This window comes from Nocardioides immobilis (genome assembly GCF_003515065.1).
Taxonomy (GTDB): Bacteria; Actinomycetota; Actinomycetes; order Propionibacteriales; family Nocardioidaceae; genus Nocardioides; species Nocardioides immobilis.
The window spans coordinates 17,452-36,202 of sequence record NZ_QXGH01000021.1; the positions used below are offsets into that span (position 1 = coordinate 17,452).

An 18,751-nucleotide genomic window follows, 5' to 3' on the forward strand; every position below is an offset into this window, starting at 1 on the left:
AGGTGTGACACCTCGCGCGACCAAACCTGACACTTCGCGCGACCAACCCTGACACTTCGGCGAATCAGCGGGGCAGCTGGGCCTTGGGGAGGAACTCGCGGTCGGCGTACCGGCCGACCTGCCAGGTGCTGTAGCCGTCGGCTCCGGCGCCGACCAGGCCGCCGACCACCGGCACCCGCTTGCCGAGGGTGGTGGCGAGCCGCTTGCCGATCACGCGGCTGACCAGGTCGGCGGCGACGGCCGAGGTGATCGTGGTGTCGAGCATCGGGTCGTGGGACGGCGCGGTTGCGAGCGCCATCGGCGGCGCGGGCAGCTGCAGCTTCTTCACCATCTTCTTGACCGCGTCCTCGCCGAGGACCGCCACGAGGATCGCGTTGCGCACCCGGGGGTCGTCGAGGTCGTAGCCGCGCAGGTGCGCAATGCCGGCGACCATCCGGCACTGGATCAGCGCCAGCCCGGTGATGTTGGCCGGCGCGATGATGGCCGTCGTGACCAGGCCTCCGAAGTTGGTCACCAGCCCACCGACGCCGGCGTACCGGACGTGGTTCTCGATCAGCTCGTGGATCGCCCGGTCGACGTTGCCGCGCTGCTCGCGCAGCTGGGTCTCCGCCGCCTGGGCGGCGGGCGGCAGCGGGCCGATGCCGGTGATTGCCCGGTCCAGCGCCTGCCGCACGAACGACGAGGTGAGGCCGGGGGCGAGCTCGGTGATCTTCGGGACGACGACGCGAGCGGCTTCCACGGCGATTCCCTTCTTGAGGCTGCGACGCATGGGCAAAGCGTAGGGGTGCCCTGGAGCCCACGGCCGCGCGGACGTCGTACCGTCAGCCCCGATGGACAACCCGACCAACCGCCAGGGGCCGGTCGAGCCGCCGCCGACACCGTGGGAGCTGCCCTCCCTCGAGCAGCTGGCTGCGCTCGAGTCGGAGGACGACCTGGTCGCGGTCGGCGCCGACCTCGCGCCGGGCACCGTGCTGGCGGCGTACCGCCGGGGCCTGTTCCCGATGCCGGAGCCCCGGCTGCGGCTGCGCGCCCGGACCCGGCCCCCGGCCATCGGCTGGTGGTGCCCGGCCGAGCGGGGGGTGCTGCGCCTCGACGGACTGCACGTGTCCCGGTCCCTGCGGCGGTCGGTGCGGGACTTCGAGATCCGGGTCGACACCGCGTTCGACGAGGTCGTTGCCGCGTGCGGCGACCCCCGTCGGCCCGGGGCGTGGATCGACGACGCCATCCGGGCGGCGTACGGCGAGCTGCACCGGCTCGGCTGGGCCCACTCGGTCGAGGCCTGGCAGGACGGCAGGCTCGCGGGCGGTCTGTACGGCGTGGCGCTCGGCGGGCTGTTCGCCGGCGAGTCGATGTTCCACCGGAGCCGGGACGCGTCGAAGGTCGCCCTGGTCGGCCTCGTCGCGCGGCTCACCGACGCCCACGCCGGGCGCCGGTTGATCGACGTCCAGTGGTCCACCCCCCACCTGGCCAGCCTGGGCGTCGAGGAGATCGCACGGCGGGAGTACGTCGAACGCCTCCCCGACCTCCTGGCTACACCCCTCCCGGAGGCCTTCGTCTAGGGTCGGGCCACATGACTCCGCTCAAGCGCTGTACCGCCGCGACCGCGGCCGCCCTGTTCGTCTTCTCCCTGAGCGCCTGCGGGGACGACGGCGATGACAAGGACAACAAGGACTCGTCCTCGGAGCAGGAAGGCCCCGCGGCGGATGCCTCGGAGGAGGACTTCTGCGAGGCGTTCAACGACCCGAGCCTGACGGACGTCGCCGAGGACGACTACGAAGCCCAGGCCGACGCCCTCCACAGCTACGCCGACGCGCTCGAGGACGTCGGCACCCCCGAGGGCATCCCGGACGACGCGCGCAACGGCTACGAGGTCCTGGTCGAGGCCTACCACGAGATCGACGCCGACGACCTCGAGGACGAGGACGCCCAGGCGGACCTCGAGGAGAAGTACAAGGACGACGAGGCCGACATCGAGGCGTTCTTCGCGTACGCCGCCGAGAAGTGCGTCGCCGAGGGCGTGCCGTCGGATGTCCCCACCGACGCTCCCACCGAGTCCCCGTCGGAGTAACGGCGCGACGCGCCGTACGGCCGGACCTCTTCCGGGAACCGAAGGTCCTCAATAGTCTGCCGGGAGCAGGCTCCCTCGGGAGGGCTGCTCCCGCCAGACCCGGTGCACGCGGCGCCGGCGTCGTCCCGAAAGGAAACTCCATGACCCGGATCAAGCGCCCGGCCGCTGCTCTCAGCGCCACCGTGCTTCTCGCGTTCTCCCTCACGGCCTGTGGCGGAGCTCCCACCGACGCCTCGGAAGAGGACTTCTGCAAGGCCCTCGCCGACGTGTTCGAGCCCTTGGTCGCCGCCTCCTTCGAAGATCCGTCGGAGGAGCAGTGGGAGGACATCCAGGACTCCGTCGAGGAGCTCGAGGAGGTCGGCACGCCGGAGGACATCTCCGACGACGAGCGCAACGGCTTCGAGGTCTTCGTCGAGGCCGTCGGCGACGCCGACTACGACGACATCAAGGACGGCGAGGACGGCGAGATCCCCGGTGTCAGCGAGGACGACGAGGCGGACGCCGACAAGTTCTTCGCGTACGGCGCCGAGAAGTGCCCCGAGTCCTTCGGTGTCCCGACCGACGTCCCGACGGACCTCACCGACCTGCCCACGCCGACGGAGTGACCTGAGACCACTCGCACGCGGCCGGTCCCGGTCGGGGCCGGCCGCGCTGTTCTCCGGTCAGCCGTTCCTCGTTCGCCTGTTTCTGGCGGGTGATGCATAGGGTGCGTCCCGATGGGTAGGAACGCGCCGGGCAATCTCGGGGCACCGTCCCGGCCCATACTCGTTCACCCGGTGCTCGCGGCACGGGGTGCCACCCGAAAGGAAATCGCATGACTCGGATCAAGCGTCCCGCCGCCGCCGTTGGCGCGGCCGTGCTGCTCGCCTTCTCCCTCAGCGCCTGTGGCGGAGCCCCGACCGACGCGTCCGAAGAGGACTTCTGCGAGGCCTACAACGGCATCTCCGCCCTCGGCGAAGCCGATGCGGAGGACTACGAGGCCCAGGCCGAGGCTGCCAACGAGTACGCGGACGAGCTCGAAGAGGTCGGCACGCCCGAGGACATCCCGGACGACGCCCGCAAGGGCTTCGAGGTGTATGTCGAGGTGTTCGGCGACCTCAACGCGGACGACCTCGAGGACGAGGACGCGCAGAAGGCGATCGAGGACAAGTACGAGGACGACGAGGACGACGTCGCGGCGTTCAGCGCGTACGCCGGCGAGACCTGCGCCGCCGACGTCGAGCTGCCCGAGGACCCGGCCGCCAGCTGACGGCTCTGCTTGCTGAGACGGCCGGACCCGCGACGTCCCCTAGGGTGCTCGCGTGACACGGATCCCGCTCCCGGCCGCCGTGGCCGCCACCGCCTTGCTCGCCCTCTCCCTGAGCGCCTGCGGGGGTCCTCCCACGGATGCGTCCAAGCCCGCCTTCTGCGAGGTGGCCAACGACCGGTCGTGGGCCGAGGACCTTCCTGACGACGCGGACGGCGAGCAGATCGTCGACGGGTTCGCGTCCTGGTCCGAGGACCTGGAGGAGGTCGGCACTCCGGAGGGCATCCCGGAGGACGCCCGCAAGGGCTTCGAGGTCACCGTCGACTACCTCGGCGACCTCGACCCTGACGACTTCGAGAACCTCGGCGACGCGGCAGAGGTCACGGACGACCTCTCGGAGGACGAGCAGGAGGAGGTCGACGCCTACAACGCGTACGTGGCCGAGACCTGCGTCCCCGACACCACGATCGACGTTCCCGGGCCGACGTCGAGCTGACCGGCACCCGGCCTCGTCGCCGGCGGTCGGGCATTGAGCGGCGTGCGACGATGAAAGGGATGCGCCTCCACCTCCGCTCGCACCTCGCGACCCTCGTTCCGCTGCTGCTTCTCCTACCCACGGCGGTGCTCACGGGCGGCTGCTCCGGCGACAGCGACGCCGACGACGACGGCCCGTCCGTCGTCGCCACCGGACCGGACGAGCAGCCGACGGACGAGGGCACGGACGGGACCTCCGACCCGACGGACGAGCCGACCGACGAGCCGACGAGCGCCCCGCCCGACCTGCCGGACGCTGTGGCGGCGGTGTGCACGCCGTACGCCGAGATGGTCAGCGCCATCAAGGAGGCCGCCGACAGCACCACCGACCGCGACGCGGTCGCGGCGACGATCGGGCCGGTGATGAAGGAGTTCGCGGCGCAGGTGCCGGACCTGCGGCGCCCGCCGGGGTTGTCCGAACGCGCCTGGCGCGGTGTCGGTGCGCTCGCGGAGCTGGTCCTGGAGCTACCCGACGAGCCGACCTACGCCGAGATCGAGGCTGTCGAGGGCAAGCTCAGCCCGGACCAGCGTGAGGCCGTCGGGTCGGCGTTCGACTGGTTCCAGTCGAACTGCGGCCTCTAGCCGGGCGAGGTCAGGCGACGTACGGCGTCGGTCCGGCGCCGACCAGCTCCCGGCCGGCTGCCTGCCAGTCGAGCAGCCCGCCGTCGAGGTTGAAGGCGTCGTGCCCCTGCTGCGCGAGGTAGGCGACGGCCTGTGCCGAGCGCGCGCCCACCTTGCAGACGACGAGGATCTGGCCCTCGGGCATCTCGTCGAGTCGCGACGGGAGCTCGTAGAGCGGGATGTGGACGGAGCCGTCGATGTGGCCGGCGGCCCACTCCTGGTCCTCGCGGACGTCGATGACCGTCAGCTGCTCCGGCAGCGGGTCGGGGATGCCGTCGATCGACACGGTGGGGATGCGCACTCGGGGGACCTCTTCTACTTCAGCAGCTTGCTCATGCGGCGGTCGGCGAGCGGTTTGCCGCCGGTCTGACAGGTGGGGCAGTACTGCAGGCTCGAGTCGGCGAACGAGACCTCGCGCACCGTGTCGCCACACACCGGGCACGCCTGCCCGGTGCGCCCGTGGACGGCGAGGTTCGACTTCTTCTCGGCCTTGAGCTCGCTCGCGGCGAGCCCGCGGGAGCGGTCGACGGCGTCGCCGAGGGTGTCCTTGATCGCGGCGAAGAGGGTCGTGAGCTCGTCGTCGGTCAGCGTGCCGGCGGGCTTGAACGGGCTCATCCGTGCCGCGTGCAGGATCTCGTCGGAGTACGCGTTGCCGATGCCGGCGATCGTGCCCTGGTGGCGCAGCACCCCCTTGAGCTGCTTGCGCCCTTCGGCCTCGAGGATGGTGGCGAGCGCGTCCTTGGTGAAGGCGTCGTCGAGCGGGTCGGGACCGAGCCGGGCGATGCCCGCGACATCGGCAGGGGAGCGGACCAGGTAGAGCGCGAGCGACTTCTTGGTGCCGGCCTCGGTCACGTCCAGTCCCGGCGACAGCCCGTCCTGCTCGTCGAGGACGACCCGGACGGCGAGGGTCGACTTCGTGCTCGGGCGCGGTGGGACGGCCGGCACCTCGTCACGCCACCGGACCCACCCGGCCCGCGCCAGGTGGAACACCAGGTGCAGGCCGCTGGCCTCGATGTCGAGGAACTTGCCGTGCCGTCGTACGTCGTCGACGAGCGTGCCCTCGACCGCCGACAGCGGCGGGTCGTAGGTCTTGAGCGCGCTGAACGCGGCGATGTGGACCTTGGTGATCGCGCGACCGGTCAGCCGACCCCGGAGGTCCAGGGCCAGTGCTTCGACCTCGGGAAGCTCAGGCACCGGATCAGCGTACGACCTGCGACGCCGCGGGCTCGCGACCAGCGGTGACGACGGCGGCAGCCTGGCCGCGGGTGGTCACGCCCAGGGTCGTCATCGCGGTGGAGAGGATGCGGACGACCGTGGGGCGACCGATCCCCAGCCGGCGGGCGATCTCGGCGTTGGTGAGGCCACCGGCGACCAGGTCGACCACCTCCCGCTCGCGGCCGGTGAGGCCCAGGTCGCCGCGCTCGGTGCGCGGCGCGGCCACCCGGTGGCCGAGCAGCCGGAGCGACCGGCGCACCCGCTGCTGGAGCGGCTTGCGGCCGCTGGCCTCGAGCTCGGCGTCCAGGGCGAGGAGGAGGTCACGGGCCCGGTCCTCGTCGCCGGCCCGGCGCAGTGCCTCGCCCTGGGCCCAGCGGCAGAGGAGCGCGGCGCGCACGTAGTACGGCGACCACAACCGGGCGGCCTCCTCGAACCGTGCCGCCGCGGCAGCCGGGTCGGTGTCGAACAGCGACACCCCCTGCTGCTCGGGAAGCGAGCCGGCCGTGAACTCCCGCGTCCGGAACTCGGGGACGGCCCACTGCTCGCCGGCCTCCCAGGTCGCCCAGGCACGGATCCGCTGGGTGAGCGGCACCTCGTCCGAGGCGGTGCCGGGAAGCGCGCTGTCAGCGAGCCGGCGCGCGTCGGCGTTCCGGCCCTCGGCGAGGGCCTGCTCCGCCTGGATCAGGAGGTACGACGCCTGCGCGACGCCCTCGGTCTGCGCACCGACCGCCATGCTCGTGCTGGCGAGGTGTCCCTGGCCGAGGTCGATGAGGGCGTAGATCAGCACCTGCTGGACCTGGTCGCGCGAACGCGGAACCATCGCCCTGCCGAGCAGCTCCGTGGCCGCGGCGACGATGTCCCGTGGCTCGCCGGTGTGGGCCGACGCGTTCACCCGCGACACCTCGAACTGCTCCGCCCAGCCGAGCATCTCCAGCTCGCGGGCCCGGTCGCGCATCCGGTCGATCAGGTCGAGCGCCCGCGACAGCTGGCCGTCGGCCACGTAGGTCTCGGCGATGTTGTTGCCGGCGATCAGCTCGGTCTCAGCGTCACCCTCGGTCACTGCCAGCTCGCCGGCCTTCGTCCACTCTGGCTCCCAGCGGGGGCTGCTGACGTAGTACGACGCCGTCCCCAGCGCCAGGTGCGCCCGGGCACACCGGAGGCCCAGGTCATGGGTGGCGGCCAGTGCGCGCTCGGCCTCGGCCACGGCGCGCTCGGCGTCACCGGCGAACGTCAGGGTCCGCGCGGTCTCGACCCGCACCTCGGCCTCCAGCGCACCGCCGACCCGTTCGGCGCAGCTCAGCGCCTCCTCGATCGCGGCGCGGGCGGCGTCGTCGTCGAGCAGGTACCACCGGGTGCGGGCCCGGATCATCAACGCTCTGGCCCGGGTCGCGTCGTCGTCGTCCTCGACCGCGTCGAGCACAGCCTCGAGCACGGCCTCGGCCGCGCCCGGGTCGGCCGCCCTCTGCAGGGCGTCGGCCGCGTCGAGCCGGAGCTGCACGGTGCCCGGGCCGGTGGAGCACCGGGCGGCCACGGCCAGCAGGTGGGCCCGGATCAGGCCGCGAGCGTTCTCGGCGGCGGCCAGGGCGGCGTCCCGAGCCCGGTCGAGCTCGCCGGCCTGCTCGAGGTGGTGGGCGGCCTCGGCCGGGTCGGCGATGACGGTGCCGAGCTGCAGGTGGCGGAGGCGGAGCCGGTCCGGTGGGAGGTCGCCGATCAGGATGTCGGCGATGGTGGCGTGCCGGATCGAGACCGTCGGCGGCTCACCCGGGCCGCGGCGGACCAGCTGGACGGCGTCGAGCTCGTCGAGGACGGGACGCGGGAAGTAGTCCTGGCGGGCGGGGCGCTGGATCAGCGCCAGCCGCTCGAGCCACTCCACTGCGGTGGGGGACAACCGGGCCACGCGGGCCAGGACCGAGGTGCGCAGGTTCGTGCTTCCCGTCGCGAGCTCGTGCAGGAGCAGCGGGTTGCCCTCGGCCCGCCCGACCACGGCGGCAACGCCTGCGGGGTCCAGGTCCGGACGGACCGAGCGGACGACCTCGAAGGCGTCGCCGGGACCGAGCGCCGGCAGGGGGACCTCGTCGATGCCGTGGTCTGCGAGGTGCTCGGGAAGTCCCTGCTGGCGGCTGGTGAGCAGCATCGTGGTGGTGCCGGCGAGCCGGCCGAGCACGGCGAGGGTGGAGTCGTCGGACCAGTGCAGGTCCTCCACCACGAGGAGTCCCTCGCCGACAATCTCGGCGACCACGGCCGCCACCTGCTCCAGGTCGCCGGACAGGTCGGGCCGGCCGACGGCCCGGGCGAGGGGGAGGAACGGGAGCCAGGTCAGGGTGGAGAGCGCGCCGCCGACGTACGCCGTGGCGTCCTGCTCCGCCGTCAGCGCCTCGACCACCGTGGTCTTGCCCTGGCCGGCATCACCGGTCAGCACGACCGCGCCGCCCTCGTCGATGCGCGCCCGGAGGTCGGACAACAGCGACGCCCGGCCGACCAGCACGCTCGTACCGTAGGCAGTTCCGGTCCGCCCCGTCCCGGTTTCGGCGAAGACACCCGGCCGCAGGTTGGCGCAACTGCAGGATGAACTCGGCTCCCGTACGGCGCACCGTTGACCCATGAGTCAGACCGCGATTCTCCCCCTGATGAACCAGCAGCAGGCCGCCGCCTGGTGGCCCGGGCTCGACCGTCTCACGCGCCGTGAGTGGCAGGTGCTCGAACTCGTCGCCCGGGGCCGCTCCAACGCAGAGATCGCCGCCGAGCTCTGGGTGAGCCTGCCGACCGTGAAGACGCACGTCGCCAAGGTGCTCACCAAGCTCGAGGTGCGCGACCGGGTGCAGGCGGTCGTCGTCGCCTACGAGACCGGCGTCGTCGTACCCGCTCGTTGAGCGCGCCAGGCAGCGATGGCCTGCGCGGTCGTACGAGCGCCGAGCGCGCGTCGTGCGGAGGCGAGCCGGCGGTCCGCCGTACGGCGGGAGAGGTTCAGCCTCTCGGCGGCGGTGCCGAGGGTGAGGCCGTCGGCGAGCAGCTCGAGGAGCTCCCGTGCCTCCTGGCTGATCGGGGGAACCTGCGGAGACTCGGGAGACGGTGCGGTGGGGTGTTCACGGGGGAGCGGGTCGACGCGGACCTCTCCGATGCGGCGCAGGTCCTCGAGCAGCTGCGCCCGCACGCCCTCCGGCGCCTGCGAGGCGTCGACGAGCAGGTCGCTGCCACGGGCCGCGGCCAGCACGATCGAGGACGCGGTGGTGGCGTCGACCAGGGACGCGCGGGTCATCGACCCGGGCGCGACGGTCGCTTCCGCCTCGGCCAGGGCGTGCGTCGTCGTGCACACGACCAGGGACACCACCTCTGCATGGTGCCAGGGTCGGCGCCGGCATGTGGCGCATCTGCACGATGACCGCGCGGGCTCCCGGCGGCAGGGTGGTTGTCGTGCCGGTCTATGAGTTCCGCCCGTCCGCGCCGTGGCTGACGCGGCTCTCGTCGGGGGACGTGGCGGTGCTTCGGCTCTTGGTGGGTGGCCGGACATACGGCGAGATCGCCGAGGAGATGGGGGTCTCGACCTCGGCGGCTCGTGCGCGCGTCGCCGGGCTGGTCGCCAAGATGGGGGTCCGGGACCGGTCGCAGGCCGTGGCCGAGGCCTACCAGAGCGGGTTCGTCCAGCCGGGGGACGCGACTCCCTGGTGACAGGCGGTCCCTGTCGGCGCATGATGGACCGATGACCGCCGTACGTCCGCTGCCGCGGACGGGCTCGATCTTCTTCGACGCCCGCGGCGACGAGCGCGCACTGCGGGTGAGCTGGCACGAGGAGGCCGACCTCGTCGTCGTGTCGCTGTGGCGCGACAACGTCTGCACCGGGTCGTTCCGGTTGGCCGGCGATGACGTCGCCGACCTGGTCGACACGCTGGTCAACGTGCTCCGCCAGCGCCACGCCGTCCCGTCGGTGCGCCCGGCTCTCGGCGACACCGGCTGAGCGCCTTCTGAGCATGGCCCGGCCCGTCGATGCGACACGCTAGGCGAATCTAGGGGCTCTGCTAGAAACGCCGATACGGTCCGATGGTGGACCCGATCCGGAACCCCTACGCGCCCGGAGCCGGCCAGCGACCGCCCGAGCTCGCCGGCCGCGACGAGCAGCTCACCGCCTTCGACGTCGTGCTCGAACGGGTGGCTCGCGGCCGCCCCGAGCGGTCGCTGGTGCTGACCGGTCTGCGCGGAGTCGGGAAGACGGTCCTGCTCAACGCGCTGCGCTCGGCCGCGGTCCGAAAGGGCTGGGGCACCGGCAAGCTCGAGGCACGCCCCGACCAGTCGCTGCGCCGGCCGTTGTCCGGGGCGCTGCACCAGGCCGTGCGCGAGCTCGGCCACCCGAACCCGGACGAGGTCGACCACGTGCTCGGCGTGATCCGCTCGTTCGCCGAGCGCGAGGCCGGCGCGGACGCGAAGCTCAAGGAGAAGTGGAGCCCCGGCATCTCGTCCGCTGCGGTGCGCGGCCGCGCCGACTCCGGCGACATCGAGATCGACCTGGTCGAGCTGCTGTCCGACGTCGGCGGACTCGCGGCCGACAAGGGGCTCGGGGTCGCCGTGTTCATCGACGAGATGCAGGACCTCGGCCCGGCCGACGTCTCAGCGCTTTGCGCGGCCTGCCACGAGCTCAGCCAGAGCGGTCTCCCGGTGATCGTCGTCGGCGCCGGACTGCCGCACCTGCCCGCCGTACTGTCGGCGTCGAAGTCCTACTCCGAGCGGCTGTTCTCCTACCAGCGGATCGACCGCCTCGGCCGCGAGGCCGCCGACCGGGCGCTGGCGGCGCCGGCCGCCGAGGAGGGCGCGGAGTACGACGAAGCTGCGCTCGCCGCGATGTACGACGCCACGGGCGGCTACCCCTACTTCATCCAGGCCTACGGCAAGGCGGTGTGGGACCTGGCGCCGCGCGCGCCGATCACGGCCGACGACGTCACCGTCGCTGCCCCCGAGGCGGAGCGCGAGCTGGCGGTCGGCTTCTTCGGTTCCCGCTACGAGCGGGCCACACCGGGGGAGCGCGACTACCTGCGGGCGATGGCCGACGCCGACGAGGGCATCGACCCGGTCGGCGCAGTGGCCACCGCCGACGTCGCCCTGGTGCTGGGCAAGAAGCCCCAGTCACTCTCACCCGCGCGCGACAGCCTGCTGAAGAAGGGGCTCATCTACTCCGGTGAGCGGGGCAGGATCGCGTTCACCGTGCCCCACTTCGGGCGGTACCTGCGCACCCAGGCCTGAGGCCTACACTCCGAAGGTGCATCGACTCGTGGCGCTGGGGGCGCTGGCCACTCACCTGGTGTTCGTCGGCTTCACCGTTCTCGGTGGCTTCCTCGCCTGCCTGGTCCCGTGGCTCCTCCTGCCCCACCTCGGCGCGGCCCTGTGGGGCGGTCGGATGGCGGCGACCCGGGCGGCCTGCCCGCTGTCGCGCATCGAGAACTGGGGCAGGACCGGCGCGGGTCGGCCCACCCTGGACGAGCGTGGGTTCGTCGCCCACTACTTCGAGGGCCGGTTCTACCCGCGGCGGTGGGCCCGCCGGGTCGAGCTCGTCGTCGGCGGCCTCGTCGTCGGCTCCTGGCTGGCCTTCGCCAACCGCTGACGGGCGCGCGCTCAGGCGCCCTCGTCGGCGGCGATCGCGGTGACGGCGATCCGGGTGACCCGGCGGGCGTCCATGCCCGCGACCTCGAGCCGGGCGGGCCCGATCTCCACGGAGTCGCCGACGTCGGGGACCCGGCCGAGCCGGGCGATGACATAGCCGGCCGCCGTCTGGTAGTCACCGTCGGGCAGCGCGATCCCCGTCGTCTCGGCGAAGTCCTCGATGGTGAGGCCGCCGTCGACGACGGTGCCGGCGCCGAGCTCGTCGAAGGTCGGGGAGGGGCGCTCGTCGTACTCGTCGCGGATGTCGCCGACGACCTCCTCGACCAGGTCCTCGAGCGTCACGATGCCGTCGGTGCCGCCGTACTCGTCGACGACCACGGCGAGGTGCGTCCCGTCCTTGCGCATCGTAGAGACCGTGGGAAGTACCAGGTTGGTGCCGGGGAGGTGCAGGACCTCGCGTTGGACGTCGGCGACGGTGCGCTGGTCGTCGGGCCCGACCACGAGCAGGTCGCGGACGTGGAGGAACCCGGTCACGTCGTCGAAGCTGGCGCCCAGCACCGGGTAGCGCGAGTAGCCCTGCTCCGACGCCCAGCTGACCGCGTCGGCGAGCGGTGTGTCGCCATCGATGAAGACGACGTCGCCGCGCGGCCGCATCACCTCCTTGAGGGTGCTGCGGGTGGCGGAGAAGACGTCGGAGAGGATCTGGCGCTCGTCGTCGCCGAGGCCCTCGTGGGTGCTGACGATGTCGCGGAGCTCGTCCTCGCTGACCGCGTCGTTGGTGGCGTGCGGGTCGCCACCGAGCAGCCGGACCAGCGCGTCCGTCGACACCGAGAGCAGCCAGATCACCGGCCGCATCAGGGTCGCGAACCGGTCCAGCACCGGGCCGGTGGCGAGCGAGACCGGGACCGACCGCTGGAGCGCCAGCCGCTTCGGGACCAGCTCTCCGAGCACGAGCGAGAGGTAGGCGATGACGAGCGTCATCGCGACCAGGGCGAGGGTGTCGGCGAGGTCGCCGTCGACGCCGAGGTCGACGAGGTACGGCGCCACGTCGGGCGCGAGGGTCGACCCACCGTAGGCGGCCGAGAAGAAGCCGGCGACGGTCACGCCGATCTGGACGGCCGACAGGAACCGGTTCGGGTCCCGAGCGATGGCGGCGACTCGCTTGCCGCGCCCGCCCCGCTGGTCGAGCTGGTTGACCTGGCTCTCGCGCAGCGACACGAGCGCGATCTCCGTCGCCGCGAAGACGCCGCCGACGAGGACGAAGACCACGACCAGGCCGAGGTTGACGAAGGTCTGTCCGTCGATCACGCCCGCTCACCCCTGGGCGCCCGTGGGAGTGAACGGAACCGCCTTCGAGCCTCGTCCATGCCCCCGAGTCTAGGAACCCCACCGGGGCGCGTGCCGTCCCAGCGACGATTCTCCCCGGCGGCCGGAGATGAGCCGGGGCCGGACGACATGACGCTGTCGTCCGGCCCCGGCACTCGATGAGGGACGCGTGATCAGCCGCCCGGCTGGTACTGGAAGACGTACAGCCCGAAGTCACGATCACTGGCCAAGACGTACTCCTCGCCGTCCTGGTGGTAGATCTCGACACCCCAGAAGTTGTTGCCGCCGTTGTCGATGAAGGCGCCAACCTCCTTGATGCCGCCGCGACCGTACTCCACCACGCGGAGGCCGCCGGAGTAGTAGGACAGGTAGGCGATCCCGCCGTCAGGGTCCATCGCGACCTCATGGACGGAGAGGTCCCCGAACCCTTCGGCGTAGTCGACGTCCTGAGACTCGGGAATCGCGTAGGTGTCGATCTGGGTGATCGACCCCGTCCCGCCGGTCTTCGGGATGTTGGTGCCGAACAGGCGCACGTAGCCCCAGCCGTCGAACACCGACTTGATCGACGTCGAGGCACTGTCCACGCCGGGCGCCGGCGTGGCCACACTGCAGGACGTGTCGGCCTGGTTCAGCATCTGCAGTCCCGTGGTGCGGGTGACGAACAGGAACGGGATGCCCCCCGAAGCGAGCATCGTGACGAGGGCGTCGCAGCCGGCCGCGTTGTTGAAGACGATGCCGGCGCTGTAGCCCGCCGCAGTGATGTTGTTGAGCTTCTCCTGGAACGGGCAGGCGCCGCGCTCGACCAGAGCGATGCCGCTGCCGCTGGGGGGCGGCTGATCGGCCGTGCACGCGCGACCGACGAACGTGGTGTCACCCTCGATCGGCGAGCCCGGCCGGACGGGCGGGGTCCCGCTCGCGGACACCGCGGTGTACTCGGTGCCGGCGTAGGGGCCGTCATCGATCGTGGCGACGCCACGGAACGGGTTGAAGTCCTCGTCCGTCGCCAGCATGAACTTCCTGTCGGGCGAGAGCTCGTTCTGGTGGGCGTTGCCCTCCGGGGAGATCTCGTGCCCGCGTGCCAGCCGCTCCTCGTCGAGCTGGGCGTAGTCGGTCTCTGCGATCAACGACACGCTGCCCGGACGGGGGTCGGTGACGTCGAGAAGGACGTAGCCGCCGTCCCAGTAGCTCATCGACATCACGTAGCGCTTGCCGACCTGGTAGACCATCATGTCGTGGCTGAAGATCGAGGTGAGGTTGCTCGGTGAGTCCTGGTCGACGCCGAAGCGGGCGACGAGGTCGAGGGTGTCGTTGACCATCACCGGGTTCGTCGGGTCGGTGATGTCCATGATGTCGACGTCCTGGAACTCCTCGTTGTCGACGAGCACGACGTAGGTGCGCCGGTCGAAGACGTTGCGCCAGGCATACATCGAGTGCACGGTGTTGGCGTTGGTGCCGCCGTCCTTGTCCCCGGCGTGCAACGCCAGCGGCTTCGGGTCGCCGGGGTCGGTGACGTCCCACAGTGAGATGCCGCCCACCTTGCCTGGCTGCACCAAGGTGGCGTCACAGGTCTCGTTCTGGTGGATGAGGACGTCGCGCTTGCCGATCTCGATGACCTGCGAGCCCTCGCCCGCGTACGAGCCGGGGCTGGTCGGGATGAAGGAGTCGGTGAGCTCGACCGGGTTGGCGATGTCGCGAATGTCCATCACGTGCACGCCGGCGTCCTCGCAGGTGGGCTCGCGGAATGCCGTCAGGTACGCGTAGCCGTCGTGGGCCGACACGTCGGCGACTCGGCCGGTGTTGCCGGCGCCGCTCGGGTTGGTGACCTCTCCCTTCCCGATCAGGTCGACACCGTCGTTGCGGGCCGGCAGGTGCCCGACGTCGCCGTCGTGCTGCTTGTCGTAGACGACACCTTCCCCTGGGAACTGCTCCTGGAAGCTGCCGCCGCCGCGGTCGTGATCGGGATGCGCGTGGGCCGCGCCCGGGGTCACAAGGACCAGCGACAACACGCTGAGCCCTGCGATCGTCTGAACTGTCCGCTGTCGCGCTGAACTGCGCCTGAAGCGTTCCACCTGCTGCTCCCCTGCTCGAGACCGGCCCCCGGGGTGGGCGACCGCCTCCAGCAAAGTACGCCTCTTTGTGACCCAGGTCACTACCCGAATTCGCCGGCCTCGCAAGTCGCCATGACGACGGTTGCACCGCGTTCCTCGTCGTGGTGGATCGCCGCGCGCAGACCCGCACCAGCGAAGACTCCGGCGGCGGCCTGCGCCTGGTCGGCGCCGGTCTCGACGAGGACCGTCCCGCCGGGGGCGAGCCAGCGAGGGGCGAGCGCGGCGAGCCGTCGTACGACGTCGAGCCCGTCGCCACCGCCGTCCACCGTGTCGCGGGGCTCGTGGTCGCGGGACTCCGGCGGCATCAGGGCGATCGCGGCGGACGGCACGTAGGGAACGTTGGCCACGAGTACGTCGACCCGGCCGCGGAGGCGCTCGGGGAGAGGGGCGTCGAGGTCACCCTCGTGGACGGTCCCGCCGACCGGCTCGAGGTTGCGCCGGGCGCACGCGACCGCGACCGGGTCGAGGTCCGCCGCGTGGAGCTCGACACTCGGATGCCGGCTCCGGATGGCAAGGCCGAGCGCGCCCGACCCGCAGCACAGGTCGACGACCAGGGCTCCCGCAGGCACAACCGCCGCCGCGAGGTCGACCAGGAACGTGGTCCGCTGCCGGGGGATGAACACGCCAGGGTCGAGCACGACCCGTACCCCGGCGAAGTCGACCCAGCCCACGACGTACTCCAACGGCTCGCCGGCGACCCGGCGCAGGACCAGCTTCTCCAGGCGGTCGCCGGATGCCGCCTCCAGCAGCAGCCGCGCCTCGTCCTCGGCGAAGACGCAGCCCGCGGCGCGCAAACGGGCGACCAGTCCGTCGTACGTCTCGGCGTCCAGCACGGTCACCTCAGAAGTAGTCGCGGACGTGCAGCGGCCGACCGGCGCACGCGGCGTCGAGAACCGCGTCGTCCTCGGGCGTCCCGCCCTGGAGGAGGCCGGCCATCCGGATGTTCGCGCAGGTCTGCGCGCCCGACCACAACAGCGCCAGGCCGCCCGGCGTGAACGTCGCGATGTCGCGACCGCCGTTCCCCGGCGCGCAGGCGACGCCGTCGTCGGTGAGGAGCAGGCGGTAGTCGCCCTCGGTGCCTGCAATCGAGTCCTGGTGCACGCGGAACGCGACCTCGGCGCGGAAGCCGGGCCCGGGGAGGGCGGCGAACGCAGCGGGCATGTCGAGCAGTCGCAGCATGTAGGGGCGGCTCTCGACGACCCGCCAGCCGAGCGTCGGCAGCAGCAGGCGAGCGACGTCAGCCCCCGACGTCACCACGTGCACGTGCGGCGCGACGCTGGCGAACGAGCCGAGCAGTCGCCACAGCGCCTGGTAGCCGTCGGCGGTGGTGGCGATCAGGTCGACGACGTCGATCTTCGCTCCGGCGCCGTACCCCCGACCACGGTTCCACAGGCAGTAGCCGACCGGGTCGCCCGCGTCATCGACGGCGAGCGTGACGCCGGTGAACGCGGCCACCAGGGCGTCGTCGGTGGTGAGGAACGAGGGGCCGCGGCGGGTGAGCGGCCCGTTCTGGGCAGCGGCCCAGGTGTCGTAGAGGGCGCGCACGGCCGGCATGTCGGCCACCGTCGCACGGCGGGTCCGTACGCCGACCGGCCGCCGCACCTGCTGCAGCTCGGCGGTCGGGACCTCGACGGTCTCGAGCATGGCGACGACCTCGTAGCCGGCACTGCGGTAGATGCCCGGCGCCGTCGGGTACAGCGTCGAGACGATGTCGCCACGCTCGACCGACGCCGCCAGCACCGCGCGGAAGAGCTCGCGCAGCAGGCCGCCCCCGCGGGCCTCGGCAGCGACCGTGACGCCGGCGATGCCGCTGGTCGGCAGCGTCCGGCCGTGCCACCAGGAGTCGTACTCGCGCCGGAGCATCCGTGCGCTCAACCGGCCCTCGCCGTCGAACGCGCCCCACCAGAGGCGGCCGGCTCCCGGGAAGCCCTCCCGCGTCGGACGGGTCACCCCTTCCGGGATCTCGCCGAACGCCTCGATGCCGAGCGCGGCGGACGCCTCGAAGTCGTCGACGGTGAGTGGCCGGACGGTGGGCCGGGGAATCGCATGGCTCTCGGTCACCGCGCCAGTCTGCGCCATGGCCCGAGCGGCCCGGCACCGATTTTCGTCGGCGGTACGACGAGCCGGGTCGCCGTACTGCTGCGGGCTGATCTGCCGTCAGCAGAGAGCTATTGGGACAGGCGCGCTCCTCGCGCACCGTGGAGCCATGACCACCAACACACCCGACCGACCTCTCCTGATGGTCGACGACCAGCTGACCTCCCAGCTGCTGCGGCAGCGGATCATCGTGCTCGGCCAGGAGGTCGACGACCGCGTCGCGAACCGGCTCTGCGCGGCGCTGCTGCTGCTGTCGGCCGAGGACCCGCACCGCGACATCAGCCTCTACATCAACAGTCCGGGCGGCTCGGTGACCGCGGGGCTGGCGATCTACGACACGATGCGGATGATCCCCAACGACGTGAGCACCCTCGCGATGGGGCTGGCCGCCAGCATGGGCCAGTTCCTGCTGTCGGCCGGTACGCCGGGGAAGCGCTACGTGCTGCCCCACGCCCGCGTGTTGCTCCACCAGGGCTCCGCCGGGATCGGCGGGACCGCGATCGACATCGAGATCCAGGCCGAGAACCTCGAGCACACCAAGCGGGTCCTCATGGGCCTGATCGCCGAGCACACCGGCCAGCCGGTCGAGCGGGTCGAGAAGGACGCGCTGCGCGACCGGTGGTTCACCGCCGAGGAGGCGAAGGACTACGGCTTCGTCGACGAGATCCTCACCGACGTACGGGCGGTTGCCCCCGCGCGGCCGTCGGTGGCGTTCGGGGGTCTGGCATGAGCCAGTACACGATCCCCAGCGTGGTCGAGAAGACCGTGCGTGGCGAGCGGGCGGTCGACATCTACAGCCGGCTGCTGAGCGACCGGATCGTCTACATCGGCACCGAGATCGACGACGGGGTGGCCAACGTGGTGATCGCGCAGCTGCTGCACCTGGAGGCCGACAGCCCCGACAGCCCGATCAGCCTCTACCTCAACTCGCCCGGTGGATCGGTGACGGCGATGCTCGGGATCTACGACACGATGCAGTTCGTCCGTGCCCCGGTGGCCACGACCTGCGTCGGGCAGGCCGCGTCGTCCGCGGCGGTGCTGCTGGCGGCGGGTGCTCCGGGCCGCCGGTCGGTGCTCCCGCGCTCGCGGGTGATCCTGCACCAGCCGTCCGGCAGCGGGCAGGGGACGCTGCCCGACCTGGCCGTGCAGGCCAAGGAGATCGCGCGGCTGCGGGCAACGATGGAGGAGGTGCTCGCGCAGCACACCGGGCAGCCCGTGGCCCGGCTGCGGGAGGACACCGACCGCGACCTCATCCTCGACGCGGCGGGCGCCGTCGCCTACGGGATCGCAGACACGGTGCTCGAGTCGCGGAAGGGCCAGGCGGCGTGACGCCGCGCGGTCACTGCCCTTCGGGGAGCAGGATCCAGGCGGCCAGGTAGACGATGGCCGGCGACCCGAAGCCGAAGATGGTGGCCGCGACCAGGGCGATCCGGATGATGTTGGCGTCGATGCCGGTGTAGTCGGCGAAGCCGCCGCAGACCCCGGTGAGCATCCGGTTGTGACGGCTGCGCACCAGGAGGCTCCGCCCGGTCGGCTGGGCGGGGACCTGCGGGGAGTAGGGCTCGTAGCTGCTCATTGCCCCAGCGTGCCGCGCCCGCGACGTGCGGACATCGGGGATCGACCCTGACCGCCCCCTGATCCGGCGCCTACGCGGCGAGGCAGACCGGTCCGTGCAGCCGCCGCGCGACCCGCAGCGTCAGGTCGGCCATCCGCAACCCGAGCGCACCGGCCACGGCAGCCAGCACCTCGGAGCTCGGCTCCTTGAGGCCGCGCTCGACCTCGGACAGGTACTGCACCGAGATCCCGGCCCGCTGGGCGACGTCGGACAAGGTCCGCTCGCTGCGGTGGCGCTCCTGCCGGATCTCCTCGCCGGCGGCCTCGCGCCACAGCGGCTCGACGGGCGCCGGCGTGGACGGCGCGGGAAACCTGATGACCTCACCCATGGGTCGA

General features: G+C 72.1%; 24 protein-coding genes. 13 read left to right on the forward strand and 11 right to left on the reverse strand.

Annotated elements, in window-relative coordinates; genetic code table 11:
• Positions 1 to 64 precede the first annotated feature (64 nt).
• The gene (locus D0Z08_RS17145; RefSeq protein ID WP_118926477.1) at positions 65 to 769 is read right to left on the reverse strand and encodes an EcsC family protein; all 705 of its coding nucleotides are present in this window, start codon (positions 767 to 769) and stop codon (positions 65 to 67) included.
• Between the two features lie 61 nt (positions 770 to 830).
• Between D0Z08_RS17145 and aat the strand changes: the two genes are divergently transcribed.
• The 6 genes from aat (at position 831) to D0Z08_RS17175 (ending at position 4,430) form a co-directional block, all read left to right on the forward strand.
• A complete protein-coding gene (aat, locus tag D0Z08_RS17150) occupies positions 831 to 1,559 on the forward strand; it encodes a leucyl/phenylalanyl-tRNA--protein transferase (protein WP_118926478.1) in 729 nt (242 codons plus the stop codon).
• 11 nt (positions 1,560 to 1,570) lie between these two features.
• A complete protein-coding gene (locus D0Z08_RS17155) occupies positions 1,571 to 2,068 on the forward strand; it encodes a hypothetical protein (protein ID WP_118926479.1) in 498 nt (165 codons plus the stop codon).
• A 140-nt stretch (positions 2,069 to 2,208) separates the two neighbouring features.
• Positions 2,209 to 2,673 (forward strand): hypothetical protein, encoded by a 465-nt coding sequence (locus D0Z08_RS17160; protein ID WP_118926480.1) that lies wholly within the window; start codon positions 2,209 to 2,211, stop codon positions 2,671 to 2,673.
• Between the two features lie 209 nt (positions 2,674 to 2,882).
• Positions 2,883 to 3,317 carry a hypothetical protein gene (locus tag D0Z08_RS17165; protein WP_118926481.1) on the forward strand — a complete coding sequence of 145 codons (435 nt, stop codon included), beginning with the start codon at positions 2,883 to 2,885 and terminating at the stop codon, positions 3,315 to 3,317.
• Between the two features lie 52 nt (positions 3,318 to 3,369).
• Positions 3,370 to 3,810, forward strand: coding sequence for a hypothetical protein (locus D0Z08_RS17170; protein ID WP_118926482.1), 441 nt, complete (start codon positions 3,370 to 3,372; stop codon positions 3,808 to 3,810).
• 59 nt (positions 3,811 to 3,869) lie between these two features.
• Positions 3,870 to 4,430: a hypothetical protein gene (locus tag D0Z08_RS17175; RefSeq protein ID WP_118926483.1), complete on the forward strand. Its 561-nt coding sequence runs from the start codon at positions 3,870 to 3,872 to the stop codon at positions 4,428 to 4,430.
• A 10-nt stretch (positions 4,431 to 4,440) separates the two neighbouring features.
• Here D0Z08_RS17175 and D0Z08_RS17180 read toward each other — a convergent pair whose 3' ends face one another.
• The 3 genes from D0Z08_RS17180 to D0Z08_RS17190 are packed head-to-tail and all read right to left on the reverse strand — an operon-like array spanning position 4,441 to position 8,169.
• Positions 4,441 to 4,770 carry a rhodanese-like domain-containing protein gene (locus tag D0Z08_RS17180; RefSeq protein ID WP_118926484.1) on the reverse strand — a complete coding sequence of 110 codons (330 nt, stop codon included), beginning with the start codon at positions 4,768 to 4,770 and terminating at the stop codon, positions 4,441 to 4,443.
• A gap of 14 nt (positions 4,771 to 4,784) precedes the next feature.
• Complete coding sequence (locus tag D0Z08_RS17185; RefSeq protein ID WP_118926485.1) at positions 4,785 to 5,663, reverse strand: Fpg/Nei family DNA glycosylase; 879 nt, start codon at positions 5,661 to 5,663, stop codon at positions 4,785 to 4,787.
• Between the two features lie 4 nt (positions 5,664 to 5,667).
• Positions 5,668 to 8,169 (reverse strand): helix-turn-helix transcriptional regulator, encoded by a 2,502-nt coding sequence (locus D0Z08_RS17190; RefSeq protein WP_118926486.1) that lies wholly within the window; start codon positions 8,167 to 8,169, stop codon positions 5,668 to 5,670.
• Between the two features lie 115 nt (positions 8,170 to 8,284).
• Between D0Z08_RS17190 and D0Z08_RS17195 the strand changes: the two genes are divergently transcribed.
• Positions 8,285 to 8,554 carry a response regulator transcription factor gene (locus D0Z08_RS17195; RefSeq protein WP_118926487.1) on the forward strand — a complete coding sequence of 90 codons (270 nt, stop codon included), beginning with the start codon at positions 8,285 to 8,287 and terminating at the stop codon, positions 8,552 to 8,554.
• Here the strand turns inward: D0Z08_RS17195 and D0Z08_RS17200 are convergent.
• Positions 8,521 to 9,012 carry a helix-turn-helix transcriptional regulator gene (locus D0Z08_RS17200; protein ID WP_147381449.1) on the reverse strand — a complete coding sequence of 164 codons (492 nt, stop codon included), beginning with the start codon at positions 9,010 to 9,012 and terminating at the stop codon, positions 8,521 to 8,523. The genes D0Z08_RS17195 and D0Z08_RS17200 overlap by 34 nt on opposite strands.
• 83 nt (positions 9,013 to 9,095) lie before the next feature.
• On the opposite strand from D0Z08_RS17200, the gene D0Z08_RS17205 reads away from it, so the two are divergent.
• The 4 genes from D0Z08_RS17205 (at position 9,096) to D0Z08_RS17220 (ending at position 11,271) form a co-directional block, all read left to right on the forward strand.
• The gene (locus D0Z08_RS17205) at positions 9,096 to 9,350 is read left to right on the forward strand and encodes a response regulator transcription factor (protein WP_182481359.1); all 255 of its coding nucleotides are present in this window, start codon (positions 9,096 to 9,098) and stop codon (positions 9,348 to 9,350) included.
• Positions 9,351 to 9,381: 31 nt separating this feature from the next.
• Positions 9,382 to 9,636, forward strand: a complete 255-nt coding sequence (locus tag D0Z08_RS17210) for a hypothetical protein (RefSeq protein ID WP_118926490.1) — start codon at positions 9,382 to 9,384, stop codon at positions 9,634 to 9,636.
• An 83-nt stretch (positions 9,637 to 9,719) separates the two neighbouring features.
• Positions 9,720 to 10,913, forward strand: a complete 1,194-nt coding sequence (locus D0Z08_RS17215) for an ATP-binding protein (RefSeq protein ID WP_245994065.1) — start codon at positions 9,720 to 9,722, stop codon at positions 10,911 to 10,913.
• 16 nt (positions 10,914 to 10,929) lie between these two features.
• Positions 10,930 to 11,271: a DUF2784 domain-containing protein gene (locus D0Z08_RS17220; RefSeq protein WP_182481360.1), complete on the forward strand. Its 342-nt coding sequence runs from the start codon at positions 10,930 to 10,932 to the stop codon at positions 11,269 to 11,271.
• A gap of 11 nt (positions 11,272 to 11,282) precedes the next feature.
• Here the strand turns inward: D0Z08_RS17220 and D0Z08_RS17225 are convergent, their stop codons facing one another.
• From D0Z08_RS17225 to D0Z08_RS17240, 4 genes are all read right to left on the reverse strand, one after another.
• The gene (locus tag D0Z08_RS17225; protein ID WP_245994066.1) at positions 11,283 to 12,578 is read right to left on the reverse strand and encodes a hemolysin family protein; all 1,296 of its coding nucleotides are present in this window, start codon (positions 12,576 to 12,578) and stop codon (positions 11,283 to 11,285) included.
• A gap of 191 nt (positions 12,579 to 12,769) precedes the next feature.
• Positions 12,770 to 14,602 (reverse strand): PA domain-containing protein, encoded by a 1,833-nt coding sequence (locus tag D0Z08_RS17230; protein WP_147381450.1) that lies wholly within the window; start codon positions 14,600 to 14,602, stop codon positions 12,770 to 12,772.
• Positions 14,603 to 14,745: 143 nt separating this feature from the next.
• Positions 14,746 to 15,543, reverse strand: a complete 798-nt coding sequence (locus D0Z08_RS17235) for a putative protein N(5)-glutamine methyltransferase (protein ID WP_245994068.1) — start codon at positions 15,541 to 15,543, stop codon at positions 14,746 to 14,748.
• Position 15,544: 1 nt separating this feature from the next.
• Entirely contained in the window at positions 15,545 to 16,765 is a 1,221-nt protein-coding gene (locus D0Z08_RS17240) for a GNAT family N-acetyltransferase (protein WP_182481361.1), read from the reverse strand.
• Between the two features lie 145 nt (positions 16,766 to 16,910).
• Between D0Z08_RS17240 and D0Z08_RS17245 the strand changes: the two genes are divergently transcribed.
• Positions 16,911 to 17,531 (forward strand): ClpP family protease, encoded by a 621-nt coding sequence (locus tag D0Z08_RS17245; protein WP_118926494.1) that lies wholly within the window; start codon positions 16,911 to 16,913, stop codon positions 17,529 to 17,531.
• The gene (locus tag D0Z08_RS17250; protein WP_118926495.1) at positions 17,528 to 18,130 is read left to right on the forward strand and encodes a ClpP family protease; all 603 of its coding nucleotides are present in this window, start codon (positions 17,528 to 17,530) and stop codon (positions 18,128 to 18,130) included. The genes D0Z08_RS17245 and D0Z08_RS17250 overlap by 4 nt, the downstream gene beginning before the upstream one ends.
• Positions 18,131 to 18,140: 10 nt before the next feature.
• Here D0Z08_RS17250 and D0Z08_RS17255 read toward each other — a convergent pair whose 3' ends face one another.
• Both D0Z08_RS17255 and D0Z08_RS17260 read right to left on the reverse strand, forming a co-directional pair.
• On the reverse strand, positions 18,141 to 18,377 hold the full coding sequence (locus D0Z08_RS17255) for a PspC domain-containing protein (protein WP_118926496.1): 237 nt from the start codon (positions 18,375 to 18,377) through the stop codon (positions 18,141 to 18,143).
• A 70-nt stretch (positions 18,378 to 18,447) separates the two neighbouring features.
• Complete coding sequence (locus tag D0Z08_RS17260; RefSeq protein WP_118926497.1) at positions 18,448 to 18,744, reverse strand: helix-turn-helix domain-containing protein; 297 nt, start codon at positions 18,742 to 18,744, stop codon at positions 18,448 to 18,450.
• Positions 18,745 to 18,751 lie beyond the last annotated feature (7 nt).

What these genes read in the sequence shown, in the direction of transcription:
- D0Z08_RS17160 (WP_118926480.1), top strand. Translation starts at nt 2,209, where the DNA reads ATGACCCGGATCAAGCGCCCGGCCGCTGCTCTCAGCGCCACCGTGCTT.
- D0Z08_RS17175 (WP_118926483.1), top strand. Translation starts at nt 3,870, where the DNA reads ATGCGCCTCCACCTCCGCTCGCACCTCGCGACCCTCGTTCCGCTGCTG.
- D0Z08_RS17165 (WP_118926481.1), top strand. Translation starts at nt 2,883, where the DNA reads ATGACTCGGATCAAGCGTCCCGCCGCCGCCGTTGGCGCGGCCGTGCTG.
- D0Z08_RS17145 (WP_118926477.1), bottom strand. Translation starts at nt 769, where the DNA reads ATGCGTCGCAGCCTCAAGAAGGGAATCGCCGTGGAAGCCGCTCGCGTC.
- D0Z08_RS17255 (WP_118926496.1), bottom strand. Translation starts at nt 18,377, where the DNA reads ATGAGCAGCTACGAGCCCTACTCCCCGCAGGTCCCCGCCCAGCCGACC.
- D0Z08_RS17260 (WP_118926497.1), bottom strand. Translation starts at nt 18,744, where the DNA reads ATGGGTGAGGTCATCAGGTTTCCCGCGCCGTCCACGCCGGCGCCCGTC.
- D0Z08_RS17250 (WP_118926495.1), top strand. Translation starts at nt 17,528, where the DNA reads ATGAGCCAGTACACGATCCCCAGCGTGGTCGAGAAGACCGTGCGTGGC.
- aat (WP_118926478.1), top strand. Translation starts at nt 831, where the DNA reads ATGGACAACCCGACCAACCGCCAGGGGCCGGTCGAGCCGCCGCCGACA.
- D0Z08_RS17195 (WP_118926487.1), top strand. Translation starts at nt 8,285, where the DNA reads ATGAGTCAGACCGCGATTCTCCCCCTGATGAACCAGCAGCAGGCCGCC.
- D0Z08_RS17245 (WP_118926494.1), top strand. Translation starts at nt 16,911, where the DNA reads ATGACCACCAACACACCCGACCGACCTCTCCTGATGGTCGACGACCAG.
- D0Z08_RS17215 (WP_245994065.1), top strand. Translation starts at nt 9,720, where the DNA reads ATGGTGGACCCGATCCGGAACCCCTACGCGCCCGGAGCCGGCCAGCGA.
- D0Z08_RS17155 (WP_118926479.1), top strand. Translation starts at nt 1,571, where the DNA reads ATGACTCCGCTCAAGCGCTGTACCGCCGCGACCGCGGCCGCCCTGTTC.
- D0Z08_RS17210 (WP_118926490.1), top strand. Translation starts at nt 9,382, where the DNA reads ATGACCGCCGTACGTCCGCTGCCGCGGACGGGCTCGATCTTCTTCGAC.